General features: G+C 70.7%; 13 protein-coding genes. 7 read left to right on the forward strand and 6 right to left on the reverse strand.

The features are described 5' to 3' along the window. Positions 1-15: 15 nt before the first annotated feature. Together G6N49_RS09115 and G6N49_RS09120 are read left to right on the forward strand one after the other, a co-directional pair. Positions 16-726, forward strand: coding sequence for a 2OG-Fe dioxygenase family protein (locus tag G6N49_RS09115; protein ID WP_011855749.1), 711 nt, complete (start codon positions 16-18; stop codon positions 724-726). Between the two features lie 73 nt (positions 727-799). Beyond that, complete coding sequence (locus tag G6N49_RS09120; protein WP_011560102.1) at positions 800-1,024, forward strand: hypothetical protein; 225 nt, start codon at positions 800-802, stop codon at positions 1,022-1,024. Here G6N49_RS09120 and G6N49_RS09125 read toward each other — a convergent pair. Beyond that, positions 1,002-1,673, reverse strand: coding sequence for an MBL fold metallo-hydrolase (locus G6N49_RS09125; RefSeq protein ID WP_011560101.1), 672 nt, complete (start codon positions 1,671-1,673; stop codon positions 1,002-1,004). The two genes, G6N49_RS09120 and G6N49_RS09125, sit on opposite strands and share 23 nt — an antisense overlap. Positions 1,674-1,743: 70 nt before the next feature. Here G6N49_RS09125 and G6N49_RS09130 point away from each other — a divergent pair, with 70 nt between their 5' ends. Further along, entirely contained in the window at positions 1,744-3,009 is a 1,266-nt protein-coding gene (locus G6N49_RS09130) for a competence/damage-inducible protein A (protein WP_011855748.1), read from the forward strand. 4 nt (positions 3,010-3,013) lie between these two features. Here G6N49_RS09130 and G6N49_RS09135 read toward each other — a convergent pair whose 3' ends face one another. Genes G6N49_RS09135 through G6N49_RS09145 form a run of 3 tightly spaced genes read right to left on the reverse strand, consistent with a single transcriptional unit; the run spans position 3,014 to position 6,399 of the window. Beyond that, on the reverse strand, positions 3,014-3,928 hold the full coding sequence (locus tag G6N49_RS09135) for an alpha/beta fold hydrolase (RefSeq protein WP_011855747.1): 915 nt from the start codon (positions 3,926-3,928) through the stop codon (positions 3,014-3,016). A gap of 47 nt (positions 3,929-3,975) precedes the next feature. Continuing rightward, positions 3,976-5,445 (reverse strand): amidase, encoded by a 1,470-nt coding sequence (locus tag G6N49_RS09140; protein WP_011855746.1) that lies wholly within the window; start codon positions 5,443-5,445, stop codon positions 3,976-3,978. Between the two features lie 60 nt (positions 5,446-5,505). Further along, positions 5,506-6,399 (reverse strand): fructose bisphosphate aldolase, encoded by an 894-nt coding sequence (locus tag G6N49_RS09145; RefSeq protein WP_011560097.1) that lies wholly within the window; start codon positions 6,397-6,399, stop codon positions 5,506-5,508. A gap of 182 nt (positions 6,400-6,581) precedes the next feature. Here G6N49_RS09145 and G6N49_RS09150 point away from each other — a divergent pair, with 182 nt between their 5' ends. Beyond that, the gene (locus G6N49_RS09150; RefSeq protein ID WP_011560096.1) at positions 6,582-7,094 is read left to right on the forward strand and encodes a hypothetical protein; all 513 of its coding nucleotides are present in this window, start codon (positions 6,582-6,584) and stop codon (positions 7,092-7,094) included. On the opposite strand, the gene G6N49_RS09155 is transcribed toward G6N49_RS09150, so the two are convergent. Next, positions 7,076-8,467, reverse strand: a complete 1,392-nt coding sequence (locus tag G6N49_RS09155; protein ID WP_011855745.1) for a pyridoxal phosphate-dependent decarboxylase family protein — start codon at positions 8,465-8,467, stop codon at positions 7,076-7,078. The two genes, G6N49_RS09150 and G6N49_RS09155, sit on opposite strands and share 19 nt — an antisense overlap. A 75-nt stretch (positions 8,468-8,542) precedes the next feature. On the opposite strand from G6N49_RS09155, the gene G6N49_RS09160 reads away from it, so the two are divergent. Then, positions 8,543-9,742, forward strand: a complete 1,200-nt coding sequence (locus G6N49_RS09160; RefSeq protein ID WP_011855744.1) for an enhanced intracellular survival protein Eis — start codon at positions 8,543-8,545, stop codon at positions 9,740-9,742. 9 nt (positions 9,743-9,751) lie between these two features. Here the strand turns inward: G6N49_RS09160 and G6N49_RS09165 are convergent, their stop codons facing one another. Continuing rightward, complete coding sequence (locus tag G6N49_RS09165) at positions 9,752-10,603, reverse strand: AraC family transcriptional regulator (protein WP_011855743.1); 852 nt, start codon at positions 10,601-10,603, stop codon at positions 9,752-9,754. 61 nt (positions 10,604-10,664) lie between these two features. Here G6N49_RS09165 and G6N49_RS09170 point away from each other — a divergent pair, with 61 nt between their 5' ends. Both G6N49_RS09170 and G6N49_RS09175 read left to right on the forward strand, forming a co-directional pair. Next, a complete protein-coding gene (locus G6N49_RS09170; RefSeq protein ID WP_011560092.1) occupies positions 10,665-11,927 on the forward strand; it encodes an amidohydrolase family protein in 1,263 nt (420 codons plus the stop codon). A gap of 120 nt (positions 11,928-12,047) precedes the next feature. Further along, positions 12,048-12,875 (forward strand): alpha/beta fold hydrolase, encoded by an 828-nt coding sequence (locus G6N49_RS09175; RefSeq protein ID WP_011855742.1) that lies wholly within the window; start codon positions 12,048-12,050, stop codon positions 12,873-12,875. Positions 12,876-12,885 lie beyond the last annotated feature (10 nt).

Below are 12,885 nucleotides of genomic sequence, written 5' to 3' on the forward strand. Positions count from 1 at the left end.
AACGTGAACCACCGCGTGGGCGCCCCGCTCGGCGACGTCGCGCGCTCGCTGAACGCACTGGGGGCGTGCCTGGTCGCGCCGGCGGAGCTGAACCGCGCTCTCGGCACGACACCCGAGGTGTGGAACACCTTCGGCCGTCACTGGGATGACCTGCGGCCCGACCACTACGCCGCCGAGCTGGGCACCCGGCGGCTGCGCCGCTACGGGCACTTCTGCTTCCGGACCGCCGACGGCGTCCTCGAACGGCTGCCCCACGGTGTGTTCGTCCAGCCCGAACAGTCGAACCACCTCTACGTCGACCGCGACCGGTTGTTCGAACCGCTCACCGAATCCTTCGCCGCCGACCAGGTGCTGCACGCGGTGATGGGGCTTCTCGGCGGGGTGGCACAGGCTCTCGACGACCCACCCCGGTGGCATGTCAAGGTGACGCCGTTCCGGGTGGTCGCCGGCGCCGACGTCCACGGCGACCCGACGCCGGAGGGGCTGCACCGCGACGGCGTGACGCTGGTGTCGTCGCTGATGATCAACCGGCGCAACGCCACCGGCGGGGAGAGCTCGGTCTTCGACACGGCGGGCAACCCGGTGCTCACGGCGACCCTGACCGAGCCGGGCACGCTGCTGGTCGGCGACGACCGCCGGACCCTGCACCGGGTGACCCCGATCCACCCCGACGACCCCGGGCTGCCTGCACACCGCGACGTGCTGGTGGTGACCTTTGCGTCCTGACCGGTCCCGTAGGCTCGTCGGGTCAACGCGTACGTGTATCAGCGGACCGCCTACCAGGGACAAGGAGCGAGCCATGACCTCAGTCGATGAGCGCCGCGAGCTGCAGCAGCTCGCCGAACAGGCCGGATGGCGGCGCAACGATCTCGGTCGGACCGACCTGTACCTGCGGGGCGACACCCGGGTGCGGGTGATCTGGCGGGGCACCGACGCCATCAGCGGCGCCACCCTGATGCAGGACGACGTGATGATGACCTATACGCGTGAGCTGCCGACCGTCAACAGCTGGTTGAAGCGCTGACCGACGGCACGCTCGCGAGCGCCTGAGCCACGATCGTCGACCATGACTCACGGTCGACCGCCTGCACGGCGTCCGGTCCGCCGAAGGCGCTCGCGATCACCAGGTCGGGTTCGAGCGTGCCGAGCAGCGCGACACTGGACCGCAACGCCTCGGCGTCACCGCGACCGGGCGGCAGGAACGTCGACCACGTGCCCTTCTCGGTGGGGAAGACCGTGTCACCGGTGAACAGGTAGGTCGCGCCGGCGGCGCCGCGGACCAGGTAGCAGACGCTGCCGGGGGAATGCCCGGGGGTGGGGATCACTTCGACGCCGTTGGCGTCGATACCGCGGGCGGACAGTTCGACATCAATGGTCGCGTGCCGGGCAATGGCGGGCGCCTCGGCCGCGTGCGCGTGCAGACGGGATCCGAACCGTTGCGCGATCTCGCCCAGCATCGGACCGGCCTCGTCGAGATGCGACAGGTACTGATCGGTCACGCCGCCGAGGTCGGCGATGGCGTCGAAGTCGGAATCGGTTGCGGTGCTGTAGAACAGCACATTGCCGGTCGGCCCGCCGGTCCACAGGTAGGCGTGCGTGGTCAGGCCGGGAAACGGTGAGTCGGTTCGGGTCTGGAACAGATCGGGTCGTATCCGGGTGAGTGTGGTGGTCATGGAAGTAAGTTTCCGACCTCAACCAAAGTTCAGGTCAAGGCCCGAAAAGTCACCGCGTAGGTTTGACGCCGTGAGCGCACGCGCAGGCATCATCGTCACCGGAACCGAGGTGCTGACCGGCCGGGTCCAGGACCGCAACGGCCCGTGGATCGCCGACCGGCTCCTGGAACTGGGCGTCGAGTTGGCCCACATCACGATCTGCGGTGACCGCCCGGCGGACATCGAGGCGCAGCTGCGCTTCCTCGCCGCCGAAGGCGTCGACCTCATCGTCACGAGCGGGGGGCTCGGACCCACCGCCGACGATCTCACCGTGGCCACGGTCGCCCGGTTCTGCGGTCGTGAGTTGATCCTCGACACCGAACTCGAGCAGCGGATCGCCGACATCCTGCGCCGGCTGATGGGCCGCCGCACCGACGTCGACTTCGACGCGCTGCGGGCGGCCAACCGCAAACAGGCCATGGTCCCCGACGGTGCGACCGTGCTCGAGCCGGTCGGTACCGCGCCCGGCGTGGTCGTTCCCGGTTCGCCCACCGTGCTGGTGCTGCCCGGGCCGCCGCGCGAGCTGCAACCGATGTGGCGCACCGCCGTGCAGACCGAGGCCCTCCGGTCGGCCATCGCCGGGCGCACCGAGTACCGGCAGGACATGGTCCGCATGTTCGGGCTGCCCGAATCGGGGCTGGCCGAGACGCTGCGTGACGCCGAGCGGGACCTCGCCGGATTCGACCGCCTGGAGATCACCACCTGCCTGCGGCGCGGTGAGCTCGAGATCGTCACCCGCTACGAACCCGACGCCGAACCGGTGTACCGCAACCTGCTCACGCTGCTGCGGGACCGGCACGGCTCGGCGATCTTCTCCGAGGACGGTTCACTCGTCGACGATCAGGTCGCCGCGCTGCTCGCGGGGCACACCATCGCCACCGCCGAATCCTGCACCGGCGGAATGCTTTCCGCGCGGCTGACCGAGCGCGCCGGATCGTCGGCATATGTGGCCGGCGCGGCGGTGTGCTACGCCGACGCCGCGAAGGTGGAACTGCTCGGAGTACCCGCGGACCTGATCGCCGACCACGGCGCGGTGTCCGAGCCGGTGGCCGAAGCCATGGCCGACGGTGCCCTGCGCCGCTTCGGCGCCGACGTCGCCGTCGCGATCACCGGGATCGCCGGGCCCGGCGGCGGAACCGAGCTCAAACCCGTCGGCACGGTGTGCTTCTGCGTGCGCCGCGCCGACGGCCGCGTGGTGACCCGCACCGTCCGGCTCCCCGGCGACCGCAGCGATGTGCGGGAGCGGTCGACCACCGTCGCCATGCATCTGCTGCGGCGCGCGCTGCAGGACGGGTGAGCGCTCAGGTGCGGTCGGCGCGGTCCCACAGTTCGAGCATCGACCCCAGGATGGCCTGAGCCTGCCCCAGTCCGCCGAGATGGCTCTCACCCGGCAGGTGGTAGAGGTGCGCGTCGGGCAGTCGCGCCACACAGTGCTGACCGTGGGCGAACGGGATGATGTGGTCGACGTCCCCGTGCCACCAGCGCACCGTCACCTTCACCTCTTCGAGGCGGAAACCCCAGTCGCGGGCGAAGACCACCACGTCGGCGAACGGTGCGGAGAGTTGTTTGCGGCTGCCGTTGAGCAGGTCGTCGAGGAACATGGCGCGGAACTCCGGCCGCACCAGCATCCGGCGGTCGGGCGCGGGTGACACCGCCGCATACAGATAGAGAGCCGGGTCGGCGACGGGGCGCACGAACCGGATGAGCGTGCCGGCCGCCAGCCGGATCGGGCCGCCGGCGATCTCGAGGAACGGGGCGACGCGGGTGCCGAGCGTCATCAACCCGCCCCCGATCGCATCCGGGCCGACGGTGGGGGCCACCCCGCCGAGCACACCGGTGCCCACCACCCGCTCGGGCATCCTGGCCGCGCAGGCGAGCGCATAGGGGCCGCCGCCGGAGAGCCCCACCACCGCCATCCGGTCGATGCCCAGGGTGTCGGCGATCACCGCGAGGTCGTCGGCGAAGGCCAGCACGTTCTCGTACTGGTGCGGCGTCGACGAGCCGATGCCGGGACGGTCGATGCCGATCAGCCGGATTCTCTGCTCCTCGGCGAACGCGCGCGCCTCGGCCGGGATCTGCCGACGCGCCCCGGGCGTCCCGTGCAGCCAGAACACCGCCCGCCCCTGCGGGTGGCCGAACTCCGCGAAGCCGATCTGCCGATCGGCGGTGACCGCGATATTGCCTTCGAGCTTCGGGCGGGCGATGGGCGGCGTCATGCCCAGCAGTGTCGCATGTCACCGATGGCGGACCGGACGGCTCCCGATCACGGCGCGACCCACCCGGCCGGGCGGCGGTCCGCCCACGGCGCGGCCACCTCCAGTTGCGCCGCGAGTTGCAGCAGCACGGTCTCCTCCGGCGCCATCAGCTGGACCCCGATCGGCAGGCCGGTCGAGGTGGTGCCCAGCGGCAGTGAGATCGCCGCCCAACCGGTGACGTTGGCCAGCGACGTCCACCCGGTCGTCGCGAACTCGACGTCGAAGAACGCCCGGGTGGTGCCGCGGGGCTGGTCGAGCAGGGCGTACGGGGGTGGGGGAGTCAGCAGGGTCGGCGCCAACAGCACGTCGTGGCCGGCCATCCCAGTGACGAACCGGCGGGTCTCAGCGTGCACGGTTTCGATCGCCCCGGCGTACTGCACCCCGGTCGTCGTGAACCCCTCACGCACCATCACCCAGGTGCTGGCCTCGAATTCGTCGTCGGCGGGCGGGCGGCCGAGGTGTGCGGAGGCCAGTTCGTGCAGTTGGGCGTTGCTGACGTTGTGCAGCACGGCGATCGCGTCGGCGACGGCGTCGGCGTTCACCGCGGTGGCGGCGGGTTCGACCCGGTGGCCGAGGTCGGCCAGCAGGCGGGCGGTGGCCTCGACCGCCGCGACGATCTCGGGGTCGGTGGCGGGGCCGGGGAACGGTGAACCGGTCGACAACGCGATGCGCTGCGGAGCCGGTGGCTGGGCGAGTGCCTGCAGGAACGGCATCGCGGGCGGTGCCGCGTTGTACGGGTCGCCGGGGTCGGACCCGGTGACGGCGTCGAGAAGGGCCGCGCTGTCACGCACCGTCCGCGTCAGCGCATGCTCGACGGCAAGACCCTCGAGCAGGTGGCCGGCCGGTGCGAACGACGTGCGGGCCCGGCGCGGTTTGAGCCCGACCAGGCCGCAGCACGATGCGGGCACCCGGATCGACCCGGTGCCGTCACCGCCCGACGCGGCGGGCACCACACCGGCGGCCACCGCGGCGGCCGAGCCACCGCTGGACCCGCCCGGCGTCACGTCCGGCGACCACGGATTGACCGTCGGACCGAACAGCGACGGTTCGGTCGTGCAGTGGTTGCCCCACTCCGGGGTGTTGGTCTTGCCGAACACGACCAGGTCGTTGGCCAGATAGCGGTCGACGATCCACGCGTTCTGAGGGGCGATGCGGGTGCGCAGCGCGCGTGACCCCATGGACTCCGGGGCACCCCCGACAGCCGCGCCGAGATCCTTGAGCAGAAACGGCACGCCCGCGACGGGGCCGGCGTCCCCGCGGCGCAGCCGTCCCGAGGCGTCCAGTGCGGCCGCCTGCTCACGGCCCCGGTCGAACAGTTCGTGGACGACGGCGTTGAGGCCGCGGGCCGCCGAGAGCCGGATGAGCGCGGCGTCGAGGAGTTCGGTGGCCGTCAGCTCACCGGAGGCGATGAGCTGCGCCTGTCCGATCGCGTCGACTCCGGCCAAGTCGAAAGCCGAGTTGTTGTCCACAGCATCCATAGCTCGGCGATCCTGCAGTGCGCCGGGCCGACTGGCAACCCGACGCACCGCAGGGGACGGTCAGCCGGCGATCGACGCCTCGTAGATGCTCTGGATCGCGGCGTCGAGGGTGGCGTTGAACTCCTCGTCGGACTGCTGGGCCGACAGCCCTTCGGTGAGCGCGCGGCTGAAGCTGGCGATGACACCGGAGTTCTCCGCGAGCTTCTTGTTGGCGTCGTCGCGTGAGTAGCCACCGGACAGCGCCACCACCCGCAGCACCTTGTCGTGGTCGACGAGGGGCCGGTAGTGGTTGGCCGTCGACGGCAGCGTGAGCTTGAGCATCACCTGCTGACCGCTCGGGATGGTCTCGAGGTTCTTGGCGATCTCGTCGCGCAGGATGTCCTCGGCCGCGGCCTTGTCGTCGATCGAGATCGTCACCTCGGGCTCGATGATGGGCACCAGGCCGTGGGAGAGGACCTGCTTGGCCACCTCGAACTGCTGGGCCACGACCGCGGCGATGCCCTTGGCGTTGGCGCCGCCGATCACCGAACGCTCCTTGGTGCCGAAGATGCCCTTCTCCACACCGCGCTTGAGGAGATCGTCGAGTTGCGGCATCGGCTTCATCAGCTGCACGTCGTCGGACGCCTCGGCCAGCCCCTTGTCGATCTTGAGGAAGGGCACGACACCCTTGTCCTCCCACAGGAAGGCCGCCGACGGCTTGCCCTCGATCTCGCGGTCCATCGTCTGCTCGAACAGGATCGCGCCGAGCACCCGGTCACCGGTGAAGACCGGGGAGGTGATGATGCGCGAGCGCATCTTGTGGATCAGATCGAACATCTCGGTCTCGGACGAGTACTCGTTCTCCTCGACGCCGTAGAGCCGCAACGCCTTCGGCGTCGAGCCACCGCTCTGGTCGAGCGCGGCGATGAAGCCTTTGCCCGCCGCCAACTTGTCCGTTTGCTGCTGGTTCGCCATCGGTGCAGTCCACTCCTTTGAAGACGGTTGTCGCTGACGGATTCGTGGTCGGCCCGCCGTACCGGTTCCCCTGTGAGGATATTCGGCGCTTACGCGCCCGTTCCGGCAGGTGCCGTGCTTGGGTGGGAAGACGCCGGTGCGCACCTGCCGGCGTCGGGTCACCACGGCCGAAAGGGAGCATCATGCCCGCTCTGACATCGTTCGCCTCGGTCGCCGCCGCAGTGGCGCTGACCGCTGCGCCGCTCGCGTCGGTCACCGCCGGCGTCGGGCCGGCACCCACTGCCGCCGCGGAGTCCGGCGGCACGTTCCTACCGTTCAGCAGCATCCTGCGGCGGTGCGACTTCTCGACTCGCCCGTACTACGACTCCGCGGGCAGCGCCAGGGCCACCGCGACCGTGCGTACCGCGGGTTCGCAGGTCACCGCCGATGTGCAGCTGCTGCTCGCGAAGCCGAACTCGTACTACGAGGTCCGGCTGGTCCAGGCTCCGAGGGCGTCGTCAGCCGGATGTCACGCCGGTGCGCCCGGCACCGCGGTCGCGGCACTGCACACCGACGGGCTGGGCGGGGGTGCGGTCACGTTGTCGAGCCCGATCATGTCCGGTGCGACCGGCTCGTGGCTGGCCATCGATCGCCCGCAACCGCATTCGCAGTTGCCCGCGGAGTTCTACACCACCGATTACATCGTCGGCATCTGACCGGTCGCGGCCACCGCGGCGATGGCCGCCGCCGAGCGGTCGATGTCGTCGTCGGTGGTCGCCCAGTTCGACACGCTCACCCGCAGGACATGGGCGCCCTGCCACGTGGTGCCGCCCAGCCAGCAGGTGCCGTCGCGCTGGATGGCGGCCACCGCGGCGCGGTTGGCCTCGTCACCGCCCGGCAGTGCGACCAGCACCTGGTTGAGCACCACCTCGTTGAGCACGGTGGCGCCGGGGATGGCGCGGAGGTGCTCGGCCATCCGGCGGGCCTGGGCGCAGTTGCGCTCGACCATGTCCGCGACGCCGGTTCGCCCCAGTGAGCGGATGGCCGCGTACACCGGCACCGACCGGGCCCGCCGTGAACTCTCGGGCACGTAGGTGGTGTTGTCGCGCTGCCCGGGATCCGCGACGAGGTAGGGGCCGGCGAGACGCATCGCGGCCCGGTGAGCGTCGGGGTGCGCGACGATCGCCGCCGCACAGTCATACGGGACGTTGAGCCACTTGTGCGCGTCGACCGCCCACGAGTCGGCGCGTTCGACGGCGTGGGTGAGATGGCGGGTCCGCGGCGCGGCCGCGGCCCACAACCCGAAGGCGCCGTCGACGTGCAACCACGCGCCGTGCGCCGCGCACGCCTCGGCGATCGGCGCGAACGCGTCGAACGCACCGGTGGCCACGTTGCCGGCCTGAGCGCACACGATCGCCGGTCCGGTGCCGTCGTCCAGGGCGTGCCGCAGCGCCTCCGGGTCCATCCGGCCCTCCCCGTCGGCGGGGATGCGGACGGCGGTGTCCGCGCCCAGACCGAGCAACCGCAGCGCGGTGTGGATCGTGGCGTGGGCCTGCTCCCCGCAGAACACCCGGAGCGGTGGGGCCCCGATGAGGCCGTCGCGTTCGACATCCCAGCCCGCGGCGGCGAATACCGCCTGCCGCGCCGCCGCCAGACACGTCGTGTTGGCACCCTGACCGCCGGTGACGAAGCCGACGCTGGCGGTGGCAGGCAGGCCGAGCAGGTCGAGGACCCATCCGGCGGCGATCTCCTCGATCGCCGATCCGGCGGGGGACAGGGCGTGGAACGCGGCGCATTGGTCCCACGCCGACACCAGCCAGTCGGCCGCGAGCGCGGCGGGCAGGGCGCCCCCGACGACGAATCCGAAGTGGCGGGGTCCCGCACTGGCGACTAGGCCCGGTTCGGCGCCGGTGGCCAGCGCCTCGATCACCTCCGCCGGATCGGTCGGGTGTTCGGGCAGCGGACCGCCCAGGCGGTCGCGGACCTCCGCGGCCGTGGCGGCCGCGCCGACCGGTCGTTCGTCGAGTCCGGCGAGGTACGTCTCGGCGTGCCGGACGGCGGCGTGCAGGCCGGCGGTGCGATCAGGCATGCGACCGAGCCTATGACCCGCCGCGGCGCAAAATCAGGTGCGCTTGCCGGTGCGGGTGTGGCAGCGTCGCCACCTGTGAGCGCTTCGGATCTGCACCTGCGACCGGTCACCGAGGCCGACTGGCCGCTCATGGTGCGCCTGGACGCGACCAACTTCGGCCAGGTCGTGCCCGAATCGGCCCTGAGGACCTGGCGGTCGCTGATCCCCGACGGTGCCGCACTCGTGGTGGCCGACGGCGACGACGTGGTGGGCCAGGCGTTCTTTCTCGACCTGCAGCTGACTGTTCCCGGCGGCGCCGTCCTGCCCGTCGCGGGCATCACGTGGGTATCGGTGGCGCCGACGCATCGCCGTCGCGGTGTGCTGCGGTCGATGTTCACCGAACTGCACGACCGGGTCGCCGCTGCGGGACGTCCGATCGCCGCGCTGACGGCCAGCGAGGGCGGTATCTACGGACGGTTCGGGTACGGGCCGGCGACGACTGCTCACGAGTGGTCCGTCGATCGGCGCACGGCCCAGTTCCGTTCCACCACAGCCGATCCCGGTGGTGTTCGGATCGTGACACCGAGTGAGCACCTCGACGATTTCGCCGCCGTCTACGACCGCTGGCGGAAAGTGACGCCGGGTGGCCTGGTCCGTCCCCGCGCCCTGTGGGACGATCTGCTGGCCGACCGCGACGACGACCGGGCCGGCGGCAGCGCCCTGTTCGCCTTCCTGCACGCCGACGGCTACGCGCTCTACCGGGTGCACGGGTCGGGGCCCAGGCACGTCCGGGTGGTGGAGTTGACGGCCGCGACGGCCGAGGCGCACGCCGCGCTGTGGCGGGCGTTGTGCGGACTGGACCTGATGGAGCGCATCGAGATCGCCACGCATCCGGCCGATCCGCTGCCCTACCTGCTTGCCGACGCCCGCCGGGTGCGCACCACCGCCGTCGTCGACGACCTCTGGTTGCGGTTGATGGACGTCCCGGCCGCGCTGCAGTCGCGCACCTACGACCGCGACCTGTCGCTCGTGCTCGAGGTCGACGACGGGTTCCGTTGCGACGGCGGCCGATTCGCACTGGACATCCGCGACGGCCGCGCCGTGTGCACGCCGACGGACGCCGCACCCGACGTCGCACTCGACATCGACGTCCTCGGGTCGCTGTACCTCGGCGGCCACCGGGCGACGGCATTCACCGCGGCGAACCGGTTGCGCGGCAACGATTCCGAGCTGATCGCGCAACTCGACAGGGCCTTCGCCGCCGACGTTCCGGCCGAGTTGGGCTTCCCGTTCTGAGGCGTCGCCTCACACCGCGGTCGTCGCCGCCCGGCGCCGGTAGGCCGACGGCGTCTCCCCGCAGAACTGCGTGAAGGCCCGCGTGAAGGAACTGAGGCTGTCGAATCCGACCGCCGCCGACGTCTCCTGCACCGACTGCCCGGGCGCGGCCAGCAGGGCCATCGCGCGCAGCATCCTGGCGTGCAGCAGATAGGTCCGCCACGACAGCCCGAGTTCCTCGGCGAACAGGCGCCGCAGCGTGCGCTCGGACACCGCCACCGCGCGGCTCACCTCGTCGGCGGTCACGGCCTGCAGGTGTTCACGCGTGTAGGCCAGCGCCGCGGCCACGATCGGATGTTCGGAACTCGGCAGGCTCAACGGGGCCTCGTGGTCGAGCGCCTCGATCACGAGGTTGCCCAGGGTCTGGAAGAAGGCGTCGGCCGCCGCCTCGTCGTGAACGGCGCCCGCGCGGCGGTCGATCGGCCAGCGCAGCGCGTAGATCATCATCTCCCGGATCAGCGGTGAGACGGCCAGGATCCGGGCGCGGTTGCCGCCGTCGGGGATCAGGGCCCGGTCGAACATCACCGCGACGGTGCGGACGTCGGCGTTCATCGTGGCCTGGTGTTCGAGTCCCATCGGCAGCCACGCGGCCTGCTGCGGCGGGACGAGGTAGTGCCCCGAGGGGGTCTCGACCTCGACCACGCCGCCGATGGCGTACTCGATCTGGTGCACGTCGTGCGAATGCCAACCGGTGATCAGGCCGTCACCCTGATAGAGGTAGCTGCCCGCCAGCGCGCGGCCGCCGCGGCGCAGGTCGATCACCCGCTCGGACAGGTTGGCCGGTTCGGCTAAACCCTTGGCCGATAGCGCAGAGACGGTCACACCTATGGAGGGTACAACTGGAACAAGTCCAGTGTGATCGTGACCACGTGAAGGAGTGCCTGTGAATGTCGACGACCTGATTCTGGTGAGCATCGACGACCACGTGGTGGAACCGCCCGACATGTTCCTGCGGCACGTGCCTGCCAAGTACAAGGAGGAGGCGCCGATCGTCGTCACCGACGACAAGGGCGTCGACCAGTGGATGTACCAGGGCCGCCCGCAGGGTGTCAGCGGCCTCAACGCGGTGGTGTCCTGGCCGGCCGAGGAGTGGGGACGCGACCCGGCCGGCTTCGCCGAGATGCGTCCGGGCGTCTACGACGTCCACGAACGCGTCCGCGACATGAACCGCAACGGCATCCTCGCCTCGATGTGCTTCCCGACCTTCACCGGGTTCTCGGCGCGTCATCTCAACATGCACCGCGAAGAGTCGACGCTGGTGATGGTGTCGGCCTACAACGACTGGCACATCGACGAATGGGCGGGCTCGTATCCGGGCCGCTTCATCCCGATCGCGATCATGCCGACGTGGAACCCCGAGGCGATGTGCGCCGAGATCCGCCGGGTCGCCGCCAAGGGGTGCCGCGCGGTGACCATGCCGGAGTTGCCGCATCTGGAGGGTCTGCCCAGCTACCACGACGAGGACTACTGGGGCCCGGTGTTCCGGACGCTGTCCGAGGAGAACGTGGTGATGTGCCTTCACATCGGCACCGGCTTCGGCGCGATCAGCATGGCGCCCAACGCGCCGATCGACAACCTGATCATCCTGGCCACCCAGGTCTCGGCGATGTGCGCCCAGGACCTGCTGTGGGGCCCGGCGATGCGCAACTATCCCGACCTGAAGTTCGCGTTCTCCGAAGGTGGCATCGGGTGGATCCCGTTCTACCTCGACCGCAGCGACCGCCACTACACCAACCAGAAGTGGCTGCGCCGCGACTTCGGCGACAAGTTGCCCAGCGATGTGTTCCGTGAGCATTCGCTGGCCTGCTACGTCACCGACAAGACGTCGCTGAAGCTGCGGCACGAGATCGGCATCGACATCATCGCCTGGGAGTGCGACTACCCGCACAGCGACTGCTTCTGGCCGGACGCGCCCGAGCAGGTGCTCGCCGAGTTGAACGCCGCGGGCGCTTCGGATTCCGACATCAACAAGATCACCTGGGAGAACTCCTGCCGGTTCTTCGGCTGGGATCCGTTCGCGCTCACGCCGAAGGACCAGGCGACGGTGAAGGCGCTGCGGGCCGAGGGCGCCGACGTCGACGTGTCGATCCGGCCGCGTAAGGAGTGGGCGCGGCTCTACGAGCAGAAGCAACTCGCGAAGGCGTAGGCCCCTTGCGTTGACTCTGCGTCCAGGGCGACGAAACGCGAGTGGACCCCGCCTTCAGCGCAGAGTCGACGGGGTTTGTGGCCGGGAAGCTCGGGGGCGGGCTCGCGTAGAGTCCGGCCGGTGGACTTCGACCTCGACCTGCCGTCCGGACGGGTGCACGCCCGGTCGTGGGGTGCCGACGATGCGCCGATCCTGTTGTGCGTACACGGCATCTCGGCCAACCTGACGGCGTTCACCTACCTCGCCGACCGGTTGGCCGGTCCGGACCGCCGGGTGGTCGCATTCGACCTGCGCGGCCGCGGTCGCAGCGAGATCACCCCGCCCGGCAGCTACGGGCTCGACAGCCACGCCCGCGACGTCCTCGCGGTGGCCGACGCGCTCGGCGCCGACGCGGTCGACCTCACCGGCTGGTCACTCGGTGCGCTGATCGCGATGCGCGTCGCCCGCGACGACGACACCCGGGTGCGCAGCGTCTCGCTGATCGACCACATCGGTCCGGCGCAGCGGGCCGCGCTCGCGCCGGTGCGCGCGGGTTTCGCGCGGCTCGACGCGGCCGTCCCCGATCCGGCCGCTTACCTCGACAGCGTGCGCGCCGCAGGCATCGTCGATCCGTGGACGCCGTTCTGGGACGAGCACCACACCTACGAACTGGCCGAACAGCCCGACGGGACGTGGCGTCCGACGACCTCGCGTGCCGCCGCCGAAGAGGACCTCTTCCAGCGCTGGCCCACCGACTGGACCGACCACTGGCGGGCACTGACCATGCCGGCGGTCGCGGTCCGGGCGATGCGGCCCCTCAACGGCGCCGTGCTGATCGGCGACGAGGCCGTCGCGGACCTGCGCGCCACCAACCCGGCGGTCCGCGTCGTCGAGACCCCCGACAGCAACCACTTCACCTGCATCGTGGACCTCGTCACCGCCGAAGCGGTCGGATCGGTGCTGCGATAAATCGCTTTCG

The sequence above is a fragment of the Mycolicibacterium monacense genome (assembly GCF_010731575.1).
Taxonomy (GTDB): domain Bacteria; phylum Actinomycetota; class Actinomycetes; order Mycobacteriales; family Mycobacteriaceae; genus Mycobacterium; species Mycobacterium monacense.